This is a genomic window from Paenibacillus sp. N119s, from assembly GCF_059447605.1.
Genome location: NZ_JCAJRU010000032.1, coordinates 1 through 18,881, shown reverse-complemented (window position 1 = coordinate 18,881; position 18,881 = coordinate 1). Strand labels below are relative to the sequence as shown.

The window sequence follows — 18,881 nt, the reverse complement described above, 5'->3', positions numbered from 1 at the left end:
GCACTACACTTCCCACGGGAAATTTGTCGTCAGAAAACTAGCCAGCTGCTTGCTTTCTTCCCTCCGCTGACGCCGTATGGCTGCACGCGATGGAGCCGTTTGGTGTAAGTGCATTTGCTCTTCTGTTTCGGGAATCACCTGTGGGACAGTCACCTTACGGTTATTCTCGTCCAACGCCACAAAGGTCAGGAAGGCGGTGGCTGCAATTTTGCGGTCAGCAGTCATTAATCCTTCGCGAATCACCTTTACGAACACCTCCATCGAGCTGCGACCTGTCCAAGTTACGAACGCTTCCAGCGTGACAGAATCGCTCGGGTGGATAGGCAGCAAAAAGTCCACCGAATCCGTCGAGGCCGTAACGGTGTTCGTACGGCACAGCTTGGAGGCAGCAATAGATGCGATATCGTCGATATACGACATCAATCGGCCTCCGAAGAGCGTGTTATGATTGTTGATATCATTGGGAAATACTCGGGACGTCTTACAGCAGTAGGTTTCTCGAATGTACTTGCTTTCCATGGGTTCTTTCCTCTCTTTTCCTCGTTGCTCTCTTTTTATATTTCAGGCTTTTGGAGAATCTTATGTGGAAGTCTGTTGTAGACTATATTAATCTTCCCACTAATCCGCATAATAAATCAAGACATAAAAATCAGCATCCTCATCTGAATCATTGCGATAAGCGTGGATATCAGACACTTGAAATTGTACCGCATCCCCTGCACTCAGTTTGAGCTGCTGCCCTTGCATTTCAAAGTACATTTCTCCACGGATCATGAGAATTGTTTCCTCTCCCAGATGCTTCTCTGCCTGATGTGTAAAACCTGGCTTCAGACTTACCGTAAATACCTCGAACTTCTTCTCCGAGTGGTACGGGAATACTGGATAAACAAAATAGTTACCGTCCTCATCAATAACTGGATGTAAATCCGCCCTCCGAATCTTTGTGATTTGCGGCGGGTCTTCTTTAAGAAAGGTGGAAAAAGATACATGCAAGCCGTTCGCAATTTTCCATAGCGTGGTTACTGTAGGATTGGATTTCCCCTTTTCAATTTGAGCCAGCATCCCTTTGCTGACCCCTGTCAGTTCAGCGACCTTATCCAAACTAAGTCCTCTAGTCTTCCTGATTTGAGCTAAATTAGAGCCAATAATATACTGCATTGAATCCACGGACTATCCCTCCTGGTATCCATAAGTCTATATATGAAGAATACACAAAAGATGACATGTTTGCTATAGAGTTCATTCAATATAACATACAAATGTATAATATGTTGATACTCTTAGAATTCCGTTATATACTATTATAAAATTTGTGTTCTGGGGGAAGATTGACATGTCCATAGCTTCAGAGTTGAGCGGAACGAAACACGATACACTCAGCTTTTTACAAGGGGTTAAAGATTGTATCCCTACATTGCTTGGTTATGTATGTATTGGGTTCGCGGCGGGCATTGTGGGCGCTTCATCAGGGGTGAGCACTCTGGAAATTGGCCTGATGTCAGCGCTTGTATATGCTGGCGCCTCCCAATTTATTATGTGCTCCATGCTGGCTACAGCCAGTCCTCTGTCTGTCATTATTTTAACGACATTTATAGTAAATGCCCGCCATCTGCTGTTAAGTGCGTCGTTGGCCCCTTATTTTTCTAAATATTCACTGTGGAGAAATATAGGCATCGGTATTCTTTTGACAGACGAATCCTTTGGGGTAGCGTCGGATAAATTGGCTAAGGGCGGACAGGTCAGTGACCGCTGGATGAACGGGCTTAATATCACAGCATATCTCGCTTGGATCGCTTCCTGTGTGGCTGGAGGAGTGCTCGGAAATTGGATTTCCCGGCCAGAAATGTTTGGTCTGGACTTTGCCTTGCCTGCAATGTTCCTTGCCCTGCTTATCTCCCAGCTCCAAAGTGTCCAGACCTCTAAACTCAAGCATCGCCTGCTGCTTGTGCTATGTATGGCGGTTCTAATGTACCTTTTGTCCTGGTGGGTGCCATCACATATCGCCGTCATTGTATCGACTATGATCACCGCAACGATTGGAGTGTTAACCGACAAATGAATATTAATCCCAATGTCCTGTATATCATTGTCGGCGGCATGATTGTCACGGCGATTCCAAGAATCATTCCCTTCATCGTGCTGCAAAAACTGACACTGCCCAAGCCCGTGTTACAGTGGCTGTCCTACATTCCCATTTGCATCTTCACGGCACTAGTCATGGAAAACCTGCTCGTACGAACCGAAACTTCGGTCACTCTTAATGGGCAAGTGCTTATAGCAGTCCTTCCTACACTGGTAACCGCCTTGTGGAGCAGAAATTTGCTGGCTACTGTGATGGTCGGTATTGTGAGTATGGCTGTAGTTCGACTTTTATGGATGGGATAGAAAATCCCCTCCTAAAATAGGAGGGGATTTGTCTTTTCCTACGATTCGCCTGTCGCCTTTACCAACAGAGGTGACAGCGATTCTTGCTCAAGGTTACTTTCTCCTTGTGAAAGATACGAAGATGCTTGTAGCCTGAACATTTCAGCGTATACTCCGTCCATATCCATTAAGTAGTCATGACTGCCCGCCTCCACAATTCCGCCTTCCTCCATTAAAATAATGGTATCCGCCATTCGTGCGGAGGACAATCTGTGTGAAATAAATACTCCAATTCTCTCGTGAACAAGCTGATCGAATTTTTGAAAAACCTCCTTCTCCGCATGTGGGTCCAAAAAAGAACTCGGCTCATCCAACACATAGATATCGGCATTCCTCATAAAGGCCCTGGCTATTGCTATGCGCTGCCACTGTCCTCCTGATAGTTGTTGTCCATCTTCAAACCATTTTCCAAGCAGGGTGTTCAGTTTATCGGGGAGACCATCTATCAAATCTGTAATGCCTGCCCTGCCAATAGCTGTCCACATGACTTCATCATTCTCTCTGGAAGCCACATGACCAAAGCCTATATTATCTCTGACAGACATCTCATAATGTACAAAATCCTGAAAAACGACACCTATTTTTTCTCTAAAGCTGTCTTTATCCAATTCGTGTATAGAGTGTCCATTAATTAAGATTTCTCCTTCGAAATCAGAATATAGATGAGTGAGTAACTTCACAATTGTTGATTTACCTGATCCATTTCTCCCTACGATGGCCAGCTTCTCTCCTTGATGAAGAGTAAAGCTAACATTAGAAATGGCATTCTCCTCCGTGTTGGGATACCTAAACGATACGTTCCGAAATTCAATACTGCGTATAGCAGACAAAGGCAAGTGCTGAACTGATTTTTGTATTTTGGCTTCCTCCGGCATATCCAGAAAGTCAAAAAGCTGCTTAATATACAAATTATTTTGACACAGGCTTAAAATGCCTTGTACAATGCTCTGCGAGGTTGACTGGGTTAACGTGATCCCCTGAATTAAGCTCACCAAGTTTCCCACTAAAATTTGACCAACATAAGTGGCTTGTATGGCCATGAAAATAATAAATGCGCATGCACCCTGATTCACAATCTGGAATACAAGAGATGTACAGGATCTACGGATGGCTAGCACCTTATCCTCGCGATAAAACCCTTCGAGTATCGTTGTATACCTTTTTCGCAGATAATCTCCCAGTTGAAAGATCTTCACTTCTTTAAAACTATTATCTCTCGTCACCAAAAAAGACAAATACCAGGATTCACGTTGTCTTCCTGCTCTTTGAAAGTGAACATTAAATTCTCTCTGCCCAATACGTAAAAAAGAATAAAAGGACAAGCATGGAATAAGAAAAATGAACAAAAATGCCCACCATCTCCACGCAATAAGAATAGCACCTGTCGAAAATAAGGTTACCACACTGCTCATAATGGCGAGGATCTGAGTAAATATTTCAAATGGTCTGTAATCTGCTTCTCCCTGAGCACGTTGAAGCATATTTTGCACATCTGCATCCTCGAACGACTGCAAAGACATCTTTTGTGCTTTTTCAATAATTCTGATATTTACTTGGTTTGATAGCCGACTTTGAAACATTTTACGAAAAAAGCTTTCCCCAATATTGATTAGGTCGTACAGCAAATTGACACCGATTAGAACACCAAAAGCTATAAAAGCAGGCTGAAAGCTTCCTCCGGACGCTCCGGCCACAACACTATTAATTAATTCCCTCGTTGCTAAAAGGATCACAGCAGGAACGGCACCCTTCAACAAATTTGTAATGAGTATAGCGACCAAAAAGGATGGGTGCGTGTCCCACAGTAGCCTAAATATGCGAGGCCAAAATAAAAAGGTACGAAATATATTCTGGTAGGACAAGGAAACCAGATCATTGGTTTGTCCTTTAGACTGTGACATGGCGCACCCCTTTCCGATGCAACAAGTTGGCTGCTGTATGCTTTGCCAAAGCCATACATTTCATTTCCCGTTCCCTATTAACACCCAACAGACGATTCAGGTGCATATGAATGATACTGCCTAAAATATCATTAGTATGATTCGTAAGCTCGTGATTGATTTCAGCCAGGGTTATCGCTTGAGCATACTGTTGAATCATGGTCTGTCTTTTTTCTACAAGGGCCAACAAAGCAACCTGTGTAGCCGTATCCGCTTGTCTAATCCATTCATAATCCGATTCTACAGCAGTAATCAATGCTTTTTTAACATCTCTGAACGCCTTCATATAAGGCTTGCTGTCAATTCTTTCTTCTAGCCAGTCCACTTGCTCCTGCATCGTTAGACCAAAGCTGCTTAAATAATGAATAATGTTAATCACAGCTGCAATCTCTATGTCCAGATTGAAAGCTTTGGATCGAATGCCTGCCATATAAGTGATGACCCATCGGCTATCCACGTCAAAAACCTGTTCTGCCAGGTCCATAAGCGTCTGTCCTCCATACCTCTCCAGCTCAGGAAGGTATGTATCCAGTACCATATGGGTGATAAGTCCTTCTTCACGCAGCTTACCTGCCCACTGATTTAATTGCGCCAAGCCAGCATTCCATAGCTGATCCGGCTCTCCTTGAAACCGCAGACGGATATGATGCTCGGGATCAACGTACCGCAAAAAATAAGATTTTTGACTCCAATTTTCGATCCCCGGGTTATTGCGGAGTTGATCCAAGCTTAAGGCAATAAGGTCCGTCTCCCTTTCCTTAACTCCGTACAATTTAAGATATAGCCATTCACCTCCTGGAAGGAAGCCTCTATGAATATTTGAGGGAGTATGAGTAATGAATAATGAAGAATCATTGTAAGTTTTTGAACTAGGTATACTTGATTTCACCTTTATTTTTTTCTTCTTGAGTGGAAACACAAATTCACCCATATATCTTCCGGCGGTCCCATGTACCGGGGTATGGAATGGATCGCCCAAACACTCGGTAAGAAGCAGTTCCTGTCCTTCGCGTGTCTTGATCACCTCACGAAGCAATTCCTTAATATGGTATACATTACACAGATCTAATAGAAGTCGGTTGTCTCCCATCGTTAAATAAACATAGCGTGGCACATTCCACTGTTCTCTCCACGTATAAAAAAGCTCCTCCCTTGCTTGAGGCTCAGTTAGATCTGAAATATTCAATGCAGCCTTGCCAAGCCTCCACTGCGCAGCACTAATAACAATTTTTTTATATACAAGTCTTGGCAGAAAAGGAGACTGCTCTAATGGCCCCCAGTCAAAGTAGGACCATGTACCAAGCTCTTTGTTGGTGATATCCGTTAGAAATCTGAATATATGTGGTGAAAGCTTGTAATTCAGCATGTGCGTTTGCAAGGGAATGATTTCCTTGCCCAAACGTCTGGACTTGACATAGAAGCGGTCATAAGTTGCACCTATCAATAAATCATCCATGCATAGCGTATGTTCCTCATCTTTAGAAGAGGTAGTCCCTGACACAATTTCGTAATCCATCAAATTTTTGCTTAATGAAATGTTGGATATTTTGCCCTGCTCGGGCATAAAAACCATCTCTGACAATAACGCATCAGGATGAAAACACCGGTGATGATCATATATTTCAGAGAAATTTTGTACAAACTCCTCACTAAACATATCCAAAAAACGTCCAAAGGTTTTGCCCGCTCTGTTAGAGCCAGCGCTGGCTCCAAGCAAAAGCGAGTAATGTCCAGAATCAACTTTTTCAGAAGAATCAGCATATATACTGTAATAGATCTCCATTGTTTCTGGAGAAGTATCATAATTATCAGAAATCGTCAGTTGCTCTAGCTGCTCATCTGTAAGGTTGATTTCTATCTGGTGCTTAGAGACTGCATTTGAAACCCACAGGAAGAGATTTGCGTTGCGTTTAAATGCCTCCATGCCCATTGGCTTTTTTTCATTCGTGCGATACGGCTCCGGCATACCCAGGCCCCAGTCCTCATCAAAGAGTTCATGAATTGGGACCTCCTGATACACGCCGTACTTTTCCAAAAAACGATTGAAGTATTCTGCCAATTCATTTGTTTTCGGAGTTGCATGTAATCTGCACATGATCTCAGCCCCTAATGCTGCATCATCAAGCACATGTCTAGGCAGCGATACTTCTTGAGCTAATTTGACATCGACCTGTATAGGTGTTTTCACAGAATAGATTCCTTGCATTTTGTCACATAATTCCCGGTAGATCTGCTCCCCTTCCCCAATCCTGCATTGATTATATTGAAGTAATAAAGTGTCAATGTCGTACAAAATGTCAAGCCACTGATTGGACTTGTCCAGCTTTTTAATTTTTTCAAATATGTAATGAAAGGGTGAATGATCCATTAATGGAGGTCTAAGCTCGCTCATAATAAATTCTTGCTCTAATAGTTGCTGCAAATAATTATTTATGATTTCCGTAGTAGCGTCAGGAAATGATCTCAATAATATTTCTTTGAGTTCCCTCACCTGAATTGGATGCTCTGCAGCTTCAAACGTTAGGCGAACGACGTCCGTAAGCCGAATGGAACTAAACATTTCAGCCGAGTCATCAGCTTCTGCTGCTCCATGCTTAGGTCGAAATGGTAATTTAGCGCGATCTCCCTTGATCATAACCGTTCGGTTCAAGAAAACCTTTAGTTGATCAAATATGACTGGGTCAGACTCCATTTTTCGGATAATTTTATATATCCATTCCATATCGGGTCTGGCTCTCTTCAGATGTTGATGATAGGCACCTATGTCCAAATGGGCAGCATCCCTACAAATCCCTTGTCCCACCCCTGAAAATAATCCAAATGGAGTCGTTCGGGTAGCCATCCGAATAAAATAACGATAAAAGCTATTCAGCGTCTTTTCATACTTTTGTAACTCTCCTTTATCATTTGGAGCATTGTCATCATGCAGGTAGTGCAGAAATTGCATAAGGGATGGTGAAGCTAATGATATGGCTTCTTGAACAACAGCTTCCTGGGAAACAAGCTTTATTCGACGCGTGATCTCCTCTACAGTAAGCTGATTATCCAAACCTTGACCTGAAAATACCTGAAAGTATCGTTCTAGCGGTAATAATGGGGTTCTGATCAGAAAAAAATCACATGCACTGAACCACCTTTCATCCTTATCTCTTTCCTGTTTGTGTAGTTTATGAGTATCCGTGTAATGCAGTTGTCTCTTCACAACTGACCACCTCCAAGTTTTTAGGAAATAGATTTAACTTGTAACCAATTCCGTGACAAGTCACTAAGATTTTTGGATGACTTGGATCATCTTCTATTTTCTCTCTCAATTTTCGAATATGCACATACACCGTATTAGATGTAGTAAAAGCATCAACTCCCCATACTCTGTCTATAATGTGATCAATCGTGGTTGCACACTCTTTTGCTGTCAGGAGATACATTAATAATCGATATTCCATCATAGTCAGCATATATTCATGCCCTTGCTTCCAAATAACCTTGCCAGCAGGATCAAAAATGACATTGGGCGATAAACTAATTGTCTCCTGGTCTTTCCCCATTCTATAATCAGAGGAAGCCATGGAAAGCAGTTGTTTGAGGAGATCCAATTGCCGTTGGTCATCACAATGATAGGATAGGAAGATAAATGGGACCGTAAATTTTTCTTTAATGGTATGCCAGTAAGACAAATCTTCTAGCGTTACATGATCTTGGTTTAAAGCGATTCCGATGCACTGCTCATCAATCTCTGATAGAGCCTGATAAAGAGAATCATAAAACATGATTTGAATGTTTTCTGGAGTGCTTAAAGTCTCAAAAAAATGCTTAATCTTCTTAAAGGATGATATAACCATAAATTTTTGTTTCATCTAATCCTCCCCAAAAACACAGCTTCAGATAAGCAGTTAGACAGAGCTTTACGAAATTAGAAACAATTCATTCCATCTCCCTGAATACTTAGGATGTTCCTGCTCTATTCCATAATCCAATAAACTTAACGCAATCCCTGCTGCCCCTTGCAGTATTCCTATATTATGAACATGAGTACTTCCCTCCAAGTCCTGGTAACCAAATGGGAGTTCTTTATCGTATAGATTCATTAACTTTAATGCTATTTGGTCGGCAAAACCTAATGCAGCTTGATTACCAGTGAAGTAATAGAATCTATGAGCCATATGAAGCAAACCCGCTAATCCGTGGCAGAAAGTAGGGGATAGCCCGTTTAAAAGCTCATCATCCAAGCAAAATATGGATTTCATAGCTTGTTCGGCTATCTTTTTCCATTCTTCATTGCTACACTCCATTCCTGCTCTGAATAAAGTCCATGCTATTCCACAGGTTCCATGGCACCAGCCTTCGATTTCTCTCATTCCTTCTTTGTTATCTGTCTTGTTCATTGAAGTTGCTTGAGAATTTACAGGCCAATACAAACCATATTCATCCTCCTGAATTTGAATAAGCAAAAAATCGACTATATGTTTAATAGCCTCTAGTAATCCTTCAACTTCGATCTTTTTTTGTAGGGCAGTGACAAGCAGTGCAAGGATTCCAGTGATACCATGTGACAAGCCGAGTTGGATGACGCCCGAATCTTCTCTTGACGCCAAATGAATATATTCAGGTATGAAGCGTATTATAGTATCTAATAATTGACGAGACAGATTACATATCACTTCTTCTTCTGGAATCTCCAAGGTGTACCTACCTACTCCAAGTAGCCCATTAATGACGTCCATCAGCTTATCAAACTCTGTAGCTGTACCTATGACGGGGACTTCCTTACATTTATCAGCTATATATTTATTTAGTTGAGAGAGTAATTGGTTGTAATTAGCCCTGTTATTGGAAGCTAACAATATGCTATAAGCCACTCCTGTCGTTCCGTAATACAGAGAATTATGAGGTAGCAATAATAAAGAGTTAGAGTGCAAGAACAGCAATTGGGTATGCACAAGCCCTGCCCAATCTTGATCTGGCTCTAGAGAATCCCACTCGGCCAACAACACTAAGACACCTGGTATTCCATCGGCAAGAGAGCCTGGATTCCATGGGGTCATTCCACGCGAAGGTGAAAAGTTGCTTGTATGATTAACTATCTTTTCTGTGTATGATAGGTCAGTTAATTTTTGTGCTATATACTTACTAATTTCAACTGTTCTTTTCTTCAAATCTTTGACCATAAATCCTCCCACCTTTATAACTGGGAAAAGACACGGTCATAGAAACCGTGCCTTTAATTCCATATTTCTCTTTTACTAACACGTTTTACAGAAGGTAAGACTAACTTGACAATTCAAAGTACCTGTTGCGCATGAAGGAGTACAAATAAGACCGCTAGCTGGTTGTACCTCTTTAGGAGCAACCTCTTTTTTGGCTACTTGCAAGTCCAGATCAAATTGATTTTTCATCTTGTTACCTCCTTTTATTTTTTACAATTTCATTATAAGTTATCTAATCTTAACTAGACTTTATAATCTTCTTACATTTATCTTAATTTCAACAAGTACATTTAAGATAAACTTACGTTGTTTTTTTGTATTTTTAAGGACTTTTTATTAGATTTTAGTAACAATATAATTAAAAAATAAAGGGGCATTTATATGAAAATGGATAGTTTCGTTATTCAACCATCCGATCAAGCTCGTGCAAGAGATATCAGTAAAAAAATTGCCTTACGTCTATGCGATCCGAAATCCGTCTATAAGGCAGTCCATGCAGAACACAATGTTTCACCGGAAACAAAATACCATCCTTGGGGAGAAACTTCACTTTCTCATGGTTATCCTGGTAATATTCATTTACTATCCCAATGGCGTACAGCAGATCCCTTGTATGATTGGAATGAGGCCATCCATTTGAACATGACTCGAATTCAATCTTCAATTGCTAATAATGGTCTTAATGATATCTCACTTTTCAGTGGCTGGACAGGCATCGCTTCTTCAGTACATGAAGCTTCAAATCATGGTGAATACTACGGTAATTTCTTACAACAAATCCATCTATGGATGATTCCCTTAATAAAACATTGGCTTGAGTCGAGTACAGAACATTTAGGCCTGCACGAAGGTATGCCAATGCAAACCTTTGACACTATTTCAGGGGCTTCTGGGATCGGAAGATATATTTTGATGAATTCAACCGATCCTATATGCTCTCCTCTTGTTGAACCAATTCTTCAATTTCTAACCGAGCTCACGCATCCTATTAAAATCCACAATTACTATGTTCCAGGCTGGTACTCTCCGCAAAAATTTCAATTTTTGGATCGAGATAAAAACAGCTATCCCCTCGGCAATTTTAATTGTGGAATGGCGCATGGCATTCCTGGCCCGCTGGCTCTATTATCTGTTGCTTATAGTGCTGGAATTGAAGTAAGAGGCCAATATCAAGCTATTGAAACGATTACAGAATGGCTACTCAAATATAAATATGAGGACACATACGGCTGCTACTGGCCACATATTGTTCCTTTTGAAACTGAAACAGCCTCTTTACGGTTTAATTTGAAACGCGCAAGAGAAGCATGGTGCTATGGAACACCTGGTGTCGCCTGTGCCCTATTCCTCGCCGGAAAAGCTCTTCATAACGAGGATTTGCAAAAATTAGCTGTTAGGGCTTGTATCGGTGCAATCTCCTATGAGGTAGCTAAGTGGGAAATGGACTCATCTGCACTCTGTCACGGTATTGCTGGTATACTCATGATAAGTTGGCGAATGTGGTGCCACAGTAAAGAACCCGCCTTTATCCCACTTATTCAACAATTATCAGGCCGTCTGCTTGATCGCTTTCAAGCGGATAGCCCACTTGGGTATCTTGATCCTGAGCCAAGGGCAGATGGCTCTCCGACCTGGCTAACAAAAGCGGGCATGCTTGAAGGCGTCGCAGGAATTGCTGCTGCTTTATTAAGTATTTCTGAAAACAAGGAGATAGCTTGGAATTACATCCTTATGCTCTCCTAACTACGACCAGTCCCTATTCACAAACATCTTTCTTCCACCAAATAGATAGGCTAGGAACGTAACAAGTACAATCAAGCCAAGACTATAAGGCTCAACTCTAGGAGCATAGCTCGCTGTTTGCGGCAACATGATATAATAAGGAATCGTAAAAGGAAACCATGCACCTATGGAAGAATGAAAGCCTGTCATAACAATATTAGGAACTACACAGCAAATGGACATTCCCAGTGAAGCTCCAAAATTCCGGATTTTTATCGAGAGTATAAGCTGGAGGGCTGCCAATGGAAGAATCCCGAACCACCCTCCCAATCCAGTAAAAAGGACGAGAGTCCAAGGGATTTCTCCTGGAGCACCCGCTATATACCCACCTGCAAAATATCCTACTATGAATGTAAGCTGATCAAGAAACAGTATGAGAATGAGCAATATATATTTTGCATAATAGATTCGCTGACGGGGATACGGACTGCTTAATAAAATCTTCCATCCCCCGTCTCGATGTTCGTATGCGCACAAAAGAGAAGCGATAATTCCACAATAAAGCGGATAAAAAAACATCGAGTGAAATTGCGCCGCATAGGTGTATAGCATTAGCCAGCTAGGCTCATAAAACTGCTTCAAATCGTTCAGTTCCATGACTCCCATTAAAGAATTGATAACCGCATCTAATATAATGAGAATCCATACCATGACCCATTGAACCTTCATCGCCTCCACGCGTAAAATGGATCTCATACTTTTCCTCCTCCTATTTGAATTCATGCTTTCTAAACTGTAGAGTACCGAGTCCTGTGAAGATGAGCCCTGCACATAAAGCAATGATCACCCACATTACGTATCCCTTTATTAGAGGACTTGATAGAGCCGGATACGACCAAGGCAATAATTTAATCCAAAAAATACTTGTTCGTGCCAAAAACAAGCTGGCAATAGAACCAAATATGCCAAATGCTAACGGAAATGCCTGATTAGTAAAAAGCGTAGACAACCAAAGTTGAATTGCAAGTACAGGCAGAGTAGCCAAGCTGGCGTTAATCGGTTGCAGCAGCATAACTCGCCAAGGAATGGGCTCGTTTGTATACAACACCCAGATGAGACTCATCCCTGCTATCGTGATCAAGGCGGTGCCAAACTGCAAAATCACAACCCATAACATTTTGGATAAGTAGATGTAGCTTCTGGGAACTGGCATGGCCATAAGCTGCTTCCATGTTTGGGTATCATGCTCTGTACCCGCCATAATACTTGCTAGAAGTGTACCGCCAAGCAGCATCACAAACGAGATGAACATAAACATAACCGCAAAACCAGCATAGACCCCTCCTGGCCCCTGACGAAAGTAGAGATACCATTCCATGACAGTCATCCCTGTAAGGACACAGCCCTGTATTAGAGGAAGCCACCAGCATATTTTTTTCAGCTTATATCCTTCCGCCTTGATAACTTGGAGTATCATAAGCTTCGCTCCTTACCCGTCAGCTCCAGGAATATTTCCTCCAATGTTTTTTTCTTCTCCCTTACCCGGTAGACGGGGTGATTATGCTCCACTAACACTTTGATCATCTCCGATGACTGCTCACGGTCTACTATAGGAGTTATGACTTCTTTTTGCTCCATAGATTCAGCTCCGGCAATCCATCCATGCTGCATCAGGTCTCCAGCAGCCTGAACAGGATTTTGGGTTTCAATAAATAGTTGAGGCTTGCTTTTATCTGTAAGTTCTTTCATCGTTCCCTGGAAAATCATTTCCCCTTGATTGATAATTCCTACACAGGTTGCAATCTGTTCGATTTCACTTAATAGATGGCTCGAAACCAATACCGTCATTCCGTAAGCATCAGGCAGGCTCATAATTAACTCCCGAATTTCCTGAATTCCGGACGGGTCCAAACCATTCGTCGGTTCATCAAGAATCAACAATTTGGGATCGGCAATCAATGCCATGGCAATTCCTAGCCTTTGCCTCATTCCCAGGGAGTATCCTTTTACTGGACGGTACGCATCCTTACTTAATCTCACCAAATCCAGCACTTTATGAATTTTTCGGGTCGGCAACCCACGCATCGTTGTAACGATTTCCAAATTTCGATATGCAGACAAATGAGCATAATAGGCAGGTGATTCAACCAGCGAACCCACATCCTTTAATATTTCCATGCGATGATCCTTGAGCTTTTTCCCAAATATCTCAATTTCTCCGGATGTGGATTTTATCAGCCCGAGCAGCATACGAATCGTGGTTGTTTTCCCCGCCCCGTTTGGTCCCAAAAATCCGTAAATTTGCTTCTCAGGTACCTGGAGATTTATTTGTTTGACAAATTCCCTTTTTCCAAAACGCCTGGTTAGCTGACGTGTACGTATTACATGTTCAGACATTTCCTGATCCCCTCTCGACTTTTGATGCTGAAGTTTAGTTACATACAGTTTACTGAAAGAAAGTTAACATCAAGTAAACAGTTCCTAAACAACAGGCAAAAAAACGAGCGAACTCTAAAATGGAGGGCACAGATGTTAAGGAGTTACCTATTCAGCGGCAATGTAATTTCCATCCTGGTACCCTTTTTACTTCCTGGAAGAATAAGAAGCGTTCCGTTATGGGCTTCAATAAAGCTTTTGGCAATAGGTATCCCATGCTCTTTGGAAGGAGACATCTGTATACATTCAGTTGGATTCATGCCTATTCCATCATCTTCGATAGAAATATGAAGCTTATCGCTCTCTTTATTTATTTCCATTGAAACATGTGTGCCTGGAGGATTATGAATGATTGCGTTCATTAAAAAATTTTTCAATGCTCTACCTAATAATCTACTATCGAAGGGCATGGTACATACTGACTCCAATGACATAAAAGAAAATTCATACTGCTCGGCCGAAGGATGGTTAGCGATATCTAAGACCGTATTGCGGAGAAACTCCACAATGTCCTCCTTCTTCAACTGAATCGGCAAGGCCCCCTCCTTGAGCTGCATAGAAGCATTCAAATCCTGAATCAACTGCTTCATCTCCGTCACCTTCTCACTGATAGCCATGCTAAAGCTTCTTTTTTCTTCCTCGGACCAATCATACTCTTGAGCAGTCAGCATGGCTGCATATCCTTCAATATAAGATAACGGTGTTTTGAGATCATGACTTACGCCTGCTACCCACTGCTGTTTTCGCTTTTCTAGTTCCATTCTCTCTTCCTCATTGCTGCGCAATTGAGCAGATAAGATGTTCATTTGTTCGAATACTTCTTTATACAATTGATACGGAGGCTTATAACTATTTCTCTGATTTTTTTTACGCTCTGGCAGTTCTAGCTCACTTAGCGGCGCTTGGAATTCCCCTGTTGCTATATTTCCAATCCATTTAATTACATACACTAAGGGTTTGCCTATATACCATCCATAGACAGCTATGAACACAACACTCTGCACGATTCCAAGTCCGATCCAGAAAAAATCAATATTCATATTGTGAGAGGTATCAAATGTACTTTTTATAAAAATATATATAATAGTGCAGATAACAAAACAAAGAACATAGGCTAGTGCGAAACATAATGTTACTTTTATAAACCGAAAGGACATCTTGACCAAAGAGTTCATTCTTGCTCCCCCCTCTTGGCTGATATCATTTTATAACCTAGCCCTCTTACATTAACTAAAAATTGCGGGTGCTTGGGATCAGGCTCTATTTTTTTTCGCAAACGTGAGATATGAATGACTACTGTCTTTTCATCACCCAAGAAGGTCTCGCTCCATATTGCTTCGTATAGCTGACGCACACTGAATATACGGTTAGGATGCTTGCATAAAAATACCAGCAGCAGCCATTCACGTGCAGGACAATCGACCTCTTGGTCTTGCACATACAATACACCTGAGTCTAGCTCCAGACAAAAATATCCAAAATCTAAGATTCGTAAGACAGGCTTCATATCCGCTGTCGTCACTTTTCGATATTTCATTCGGGCTTTCATACGCGCAACGACTTCCAACGGGTTAAACGGCTTGGTAATATAATCGTCCCCTCCAATACCAAAGCCCATTAATTTGTCCAGATCTGTATCTCTTGCTGTCAAAAAAAGAATAGGAGCTTCCGTGTATACACGCATCTGACGACACACCTCAAACCCATCGTAATCAGGGAGCATAACATCAAGCACAATCACATCAATACGAGATTTCATCACGATTTGCAAAGCTTCTTGCCCCGTGGCTGCATGCTTAACATGAAGAAACCCTTCTTTTTTTAATACCGTTGTCAGCATATCTCGCAGTCCCTGTTCATCGTCTACGATAAGCACTGCAATTTCTTCCATAACCAAGGTTCTCCATTCTTTTTTTACATTTTTTACTTTCATTATAAAAGCAAACGGGCATAATTTAAATCGAGTTCCATCACATATCGTACATCCCCGTGAATATACTTAATAACCAACAAGGCCAAACTGTGCCGTGTATCCACTTGGGGGGTGCCTAACAATGCCGGAACCACGCCAGCCATATTCATTCGTCGTATCCCGCGAAGATTGGTCGCTGCATCGCAAAGGGTACCAGGACCAGCAACGCCATCAGCAGAAGGTCAAAGATGTTATTAAGCAAAATCTACCCGATCTGATTACGGAAGAAAATATTATAATGTCGGATGGTCAACAGATTATCAAAGTGCCGATTCGCAGTTTGGATGAATATCGCTTCATTTATAACTACCAAAAACAAAAGCACGTAGGCCAAGGAGATGGCGACAGTCAGGTGGGGGATGTCATCGGACGTGATCCTGCTTCCCAAAAGCCAGGCAAAGGTGAGAAAGCAGGCGACCAGCCGGGATACGATATTATGGAAACTGAAGTCAGCATAGAGGAACTTGAAGATATGCTGTTCGAGGAAATGGAATTACCGCATTTGCAGCAAAAAGATAAGGATCAAATCGAGGTTGAATCTATCGTATTCAATGATATACGCAAAAAAGGCATGCAAGCGAACATTGACAAAAAGCGAACCATTCTCGAAAATCTGCGCCGCAACGCTCGTGAGGGGAATCCGGGCATTCATCATATTAGTCCAGATGATCTTCGTTACAAAACATGGGAAGAGAAAACCATTCCTCAATCCAATGCGGTAATTATCGCTATGATGGACACCTCAGGCAGCATGGGATCTTTTGAAAAATATTGCGCCCGCAGCTTCTTTTTCTGGATGACGCGCTTTTTGCGTCGCCAATATGAAAAGGTGGAAATGGTTTTTCTTGCGCATCATACCGAAGCCAAGGAGGTTACGGAGGAAGAATTTTTCACTCGCGGTGAAAGTGGCGGCACCATCTGCTCTTCTGCTTATTTGAAAGCATTGGAGATTATCGACAAGCGCTATCCTCCTTCCGCTTATAATATTTATCCCTTTCATTTCTCCGATGGCGATAACCTAAGCTCAGACAATGAACGATGTGTGAAACTAATTGAGGAGCTTATGAAACGCAGCAATATGTTCGGCTATGGAGAAGTGAACCAATATAATCGCAGCAGTACGCTGATGTCAGCCTACAAGAATATTAAGGCAGATCAGTTTATGTACTATGTGATCAAGGAAAAAGGTGAGGTATACCAGGCCCTACGCACCTTTTTTCGCAAACGGGAAGGGGGAACAGCGGGATGAGTACCGACCAGAAAGAGCTGGAATACGCGATATCAGAAATTATGGAGATTGCTGATGGATTCGGACTCGACTACTATCCGATGCGGTATGAGATTTGTCCGGCGGATATTGTATACACATTTGGGGCGTATGGTATGCCTACGCGCTTTAGCCACTGGAGTTTTGGAAAAACAAAGTACAATATATATGAAAAAACACCTTAATCTTATAAGGTGTTTTTTTCGTTCACTCCCCTATTGATTTAGTCCAGTCTAATACTAAGAAACTGCATCCTTTAATATTCCCTCGATCCACAAGATAATGCTTAACACCCGAATGACCTAAGACCGTAAGCTTGCAAGGAAACTCGAAATCATTGTCAGCAAAAGAAAGATAATCTTTAACAAATTTTTTTTCATTGGAAACTGGGGTACTAATCGTATATTTGTTCATTTTTTTCATCTCCGTTGATATGTAGTTTTTATAACTCATCTATAGATAATCCATACGCTCTGTAAAGCTGAACGACAATCGCGACAGGAGTCTTCCCGAAATTACATTCATAACGTAAGAGGGCATCCTCAGATACATTTATCAATCCTGCTATTTCATATAACGAGCGACCGTCTTTGAGTCTGGATATTTCAAAAAAATTATCTGGCTTTCGTATTATTTTTTTGTCTAGCAATGACGTCAACCCTTTCCGATGATTAACTTTACTGTGTGTTCAATATCCTGTATACTCACTGTGAATCATTATCAATGAGGTGAAATATGGCGGCTCCTCAACCCGAACCAGGGAGAAGCCGTTTGCCTGAGTTGCTAAAAGCCAATAGAATGAAACAAGTTGATCTTGCTAATTACTTGGACGTGTCTCCGGCTCTTATCTCGCGAATAATTGCTGGAGAACGTCTTTTTTCATATCCATTGGCCGCTAGAGCAGCGTTCAAACTTGGATGTACAATGGAAGAATTGCATGAATGGGACTTGTGTTGAGGCAAACGGTTGTGGGTTAATCCCCTCCCGCTGCCATAAAAATTTACTTAAAGTCAATTTTTCGCCTTTTTTATATCCCCTTCATATAATTGCCTCCTCTCATTTGATGATAAAAAACACTTATTCACTTTGCACCTTATGAATCCCATTCATCTCAATGCATATTATGCCGTTTTTCCATATACACATAGTTAAACATGAAACCTTATACTTATATTAAATCCCAATATTAGGTGTTTTGGCAACATAAATTCAGCCGCTGAATGTGTTACAAGTTTCGACATTTAAAGACAATAATTTTCGACAAAAAGAGCCGCTATTTAGTAGCAGCTCCAGTGATAATTATTTTCGAATTCATGAAGCCCATTTCTTCAACAACCTCATCAAAGCGATGATAAGAGATTGGACACCTTTTCGATGTTTTAGTTATCTCGCACTCAAAGTAAGCGTCTCTGAATATGCCATTAACGATTTTTACATTTTCCACATTCAACGTATTACTTCTATCTACATTCAAAAATTTAAACCCATTACTATTCAGGAAATTTTCCCAGTGTCGTAAAGTCCCAATCATGTAGTAGGTTCTTTCAAATGTGTGCACTAGAATCTGATTCCTTTTACGACCTTTAGAAATGAAAAGAACCTTGTCTACTGATACGTTTCCACCATCTATAAAACCTTCAGGATCTGCCGATACGGTTAAACTTAGCATTTAACATTCCCCACTTACTTTAACAATTCTTCTGGTGGTTCTGGACTATGAATCCATGACAGACTTGCCGTGCTTACAGATGCAACTGCAAGAGTAGTAAGAACTGCTGCAACATTGTAATACATACTAGCCTTCACTTTACTCAGTTTGGTTTTCTTCATTTTTTACACCTCCTTCTATTAGTGTTAAGCTCTGAACAAAAAAACTAGCAGCTACTACCGGATAAGCCACCCACACATTGAGAGCA

Annotated in this window: 19 protein-coding genes and 1 pseudogene; 6 read left to right on the top strand and 14 right to left on the bottom strand. The window is 41.4% G+C overall.

Annotated features, from left to right (window positions below; genetic code table 11):
- Positions 1 to 3: 3 nt before the first annotated feature.
- Together AC5V8P_RS06335 and AC5V8P_RS06330 are read right to left on the bottom strand one after the other, a co-directional pair.
- Positions 4 to 519: an acyl-CoA thioesterase gene (locus AC5V8P_RS06335; protein WP_063212976.1), complete on the bottom strand. Its 516-nt coding sequence runs from the start codon at positions 517 to 519 to the stop codon at positions 4 to 6.
- A gap of 99 nt (positions 520 to 618) precedes the next feature.
- Positions 619 to 1,167 carry a helix-turn-helix domain-containing protein gene (locus AC5V8P_RS06330; protein ID WP_063212977.1) on the bottom strand — a complete coding sequence of 183 codons (549 nt, stop codon included), beginning with the start codon at positions 1,165 to 1,167 and terminating at the stop codon, positions 619 to 621.
- Positions 1,168 to 1,333: 166 nt separating this feature from the next.
- Between AC5V8P_RS06330 and AC5V8P_RS06325 the strand changes: the two genes are divergently transcribed.
- Both AC5V8P_RS06325 and AC5V8P_RS06320 read left to right on the top strand, forming a co-directional pair.
- On the top strand, positions 1,334 to 2,059 hold the full coding sequence (locus AC5V8P_RS06325; protein ID WP_064795212.1) for an AzlC family ABC transporter permease: 726 nt from the start codon (positions 1,334 to 1,336) through the stop codon (positions 2,057 to 2,059).
- Positions 2,056 to 2,385, top strand: a complete 330-nt coding sequence (locus tag AC5V8P_RS06320) for an AzlD domain-containing protein (RefSeq protein ID WP_063212979.1) — start codon at positions 2,056 to 2,058, stop codon at positions 2,383 to 2,385. Before AC5V8P_RS06325 ends, AC5V8P_RS06320 begins: the two co-directional genes overlap by 4 nt.
- A 38-nt stretch (positions 2,386 to 2,423) precedes the next feature.
- Here AC5V8P_RS06320 and AC5V8P_RS06315 read toward each other — a convergent pair whose 3' ends face one another.
- From AC5V8P_RS06315 to AC5V8P_RS06295, 5 genes are all read right to left on the bottom strand, one after another.
- Positions 2,424 to 4,325 carry an ABC transporter ATP-binding protein gene (locus tag AC5V8P_RS06315; RefSeq protein WP_064795213.1) on the bottom strand — a complete coding sequence of 634 codons (1,902 nt, stop codon included), beginning with the start codon at positions 4,323 to 4,325 and terminating at the stop codon, positions 2,424 to 2,426.
- Positions 4,312 to 7,566, bottom strand: a complete 3,255-nt coding sequence (locus tag AC5V8P_RS06310; protein ID WP_064795214.1) for a lantibiotic dehydratase — start codon at positions 7,564 to 7,566, stop codon at positions 4,312 to 4,314. The genes AC5V8P_RS06315 and AC5V8P_RS06310 overlap by 14 nt, the downstream gene beginning before the upstream one ends.
- Positions 7,532 to 8,218, bottom strand: a complete 687-nt coding sequence (locus AC5V8P_RS06305; protein ID WP_063209857.1) for a winged helix-turn-helix domain-containing protein — start codon at positions 8,216 to 8,218, stop codon at positions 7,532 to 7,534. Before AC5V8P_RS06305 ends, AC5V8P_RS06310 begins: the two co-directional genes overlap by 35 nt.
- A gap of 48 nt (positions 8,219 to 8,266) precedes the next feature.
- A complete protein-coding gene (locus AC5V8P_RS06300; protein ID WP_064795215.1) occupies positions 8,267 to 9,529 on the bottom strand; it encodes a lanthionine synthetase C family protein in 1,263 nt (420 codons plus the stop codon).
- A gap of 75 nt (positions 9,530 to 9,604) precedes the next feature.
- Positions 9,605 to 9,757 carry a gallidermin family lantibiotic gene (locus tag AC5V8P_RS06295; RefSeq protein WP_063209861.1) on the bottom strand — a complete coding sequence of 51 codons (153 nt, stop codon included), beginning with the start codon at positions 9,755 to 9,757 and terminating at the stop codon, positions 9,605 to 9,607.
- Between the two features lie 192 nt (positions 9,758 to 9,949).
- On the opposite strand from AC5V8P_RS06295, the gene AC5V8P_RS06290 reads away from it, so the two are divergent.
- Entirely contained in the window at positions 9,950 to 11,311 is a 1,362-nt protein-coding gene (locus AC5V8P_RS06290) for a lanthionine synthetase C family protein (RefSeq protein ID WP_064795216.1), read from the top strand.
- Here AC5V8P_RS06290 and AC5V8P_RS06285 read toward each other — a convergent pair whose 3' ends face one another.
- The 5 genes from AC5V8P_RS06285 to AC5V8P_RS06265 form a co-directional block, all read right to left on the bottom strand.
- Positions 11,312 to 12,046, bottom strand: coding sequence for an ABC transporter permease (locus AC5V8P_RS06285; RefSeq protein WP_063209865.1), 735 nt, complete (start codon positions 12,044 to 12,046; stop codon positions 11,312 to 11,314).
- Positions 12,047 to 12,059: 13 nt separating this feature from the next.
- Positions 12,060 to 12,767, bottom strand: a complete 708-nt coding sequence (locus AC5V8P_RS06280) for an ABC transporter permease (protein ID WP_064795217.1) — start codon at positions 12,765 to 12,767, stop codon at positions 12,060 to 12,062.
- Positions 12,764 to 13,687 (bottom strand): ABC transporter ATP-binding protein, encoded by a 924-nt coding sequence (locus AC5V8P_RS06275; protein WP_063209870.1) that lies wholly within the window; start codon positions 13,685 to 13,687, stop codon positions 12,764 to 12,766. The genes AC5V8P_RS06280 and AC5V8P_RS06275 overlap by 4 nt, the downstream gene beginning before the upstream one ends.
- Before the next feature lie 143 nt (positions 13,688 to 13,830).
- Entirely contained in the window at positions 13,831 to 14,766 is a 936-nt protein-coding gene (locus AC5V8P_RS06270) for a sensor histidine kinase (protein WP_231116685.1), read from the bottom strand.
- 131 nt (positions 14,767 to 14,897) lie between these two features.
- A complete protein-coding gene (locus AC5V8P_RS06265) occupies positions 14,898 to 15,617 on the bottom strand; it encodes a response regulator transcription factor (protein WP_063209874.1) in 720 nt (239 codons plus the stop codon).
- Positions 15,618 to 15,780: 163 nt separating this feature from the next.
- Between AC5V8P_RS06265 and yhbH the strand changes: the two genes are divergently transcribed.
- From yhbH to AC5V8P_RS06250, 3 genes and pseudogenes are all read left to right on the top strand, one after another.
- Positions 15,781 to 16,947: a sporulation protein YhbH gene (gene yhbH, locus AC5V8P_RS06260; protein WP_063209876.1), complete on the top strand. Its 1,167-nt coding sequence runs from the start codon at positions 15,781 to 15,783 to the stop codon at positions 16,945 to 16,947.
- Positions 16,944 to 17,120 (top strand): annotated as a pseudogene (locus AC5V8P_RS06255) (SpoVR family protein); the annotation flags it as partial. The gene yhbH and the pseudogene AC5V8P_RS06255, both read left to right, overlap by 4 nt.
- A gap of 580 nt (positions 17,121 to 17,700) precedes the next feature.
- Positions 17,701 to 17,922 carry a helix-turn-helix transcriptional regulator gene (locus AC5V8P_RS06250; protein WP_064795221.1) on the top strand — a complete coding sequence of 74 codons (222 nt, stop codon included), beginning with the start codon at positions 17,701 to 17,703 and terminating at the stop codon, positions 17,920 to 17,922.
- Between the two features lie 316 nt (positions 17,923 to 18,238).
- Here AC5V8P_RS06250 and AC5V8P_RS06245 read toward each other — a convergent pair whose 3' ends face one another.
- On the bottom strand, positions 18,239 to 18,634 hold the full coding sequence (locus AC5V8P_RS06245; RefSeq protein WP_064795222.1) for a LytTR family transcriptional regulator DNA-binding domain-containing protein: 396 nt from the start codon (positions 18,632 to 18,634) through the stop codon (positions 18,239 to 18,241).
- A 14-nt stretch (positions 18,635 to 18,648) separates the two neighbouring features.
- A complete protein-coding gene (locus AC5V8P_RS06240) occupies positions 18,649 to 18,795 on the bottom strand; it encodes a cyclic lactone autoinducer peptide (RefSeq protein WP_081276698.1) in 147 nt (48 codons plus the stop codon).
- Between the last annotated feature and the right edge of the window lie 86 nt (positions 18,796 to 18,881).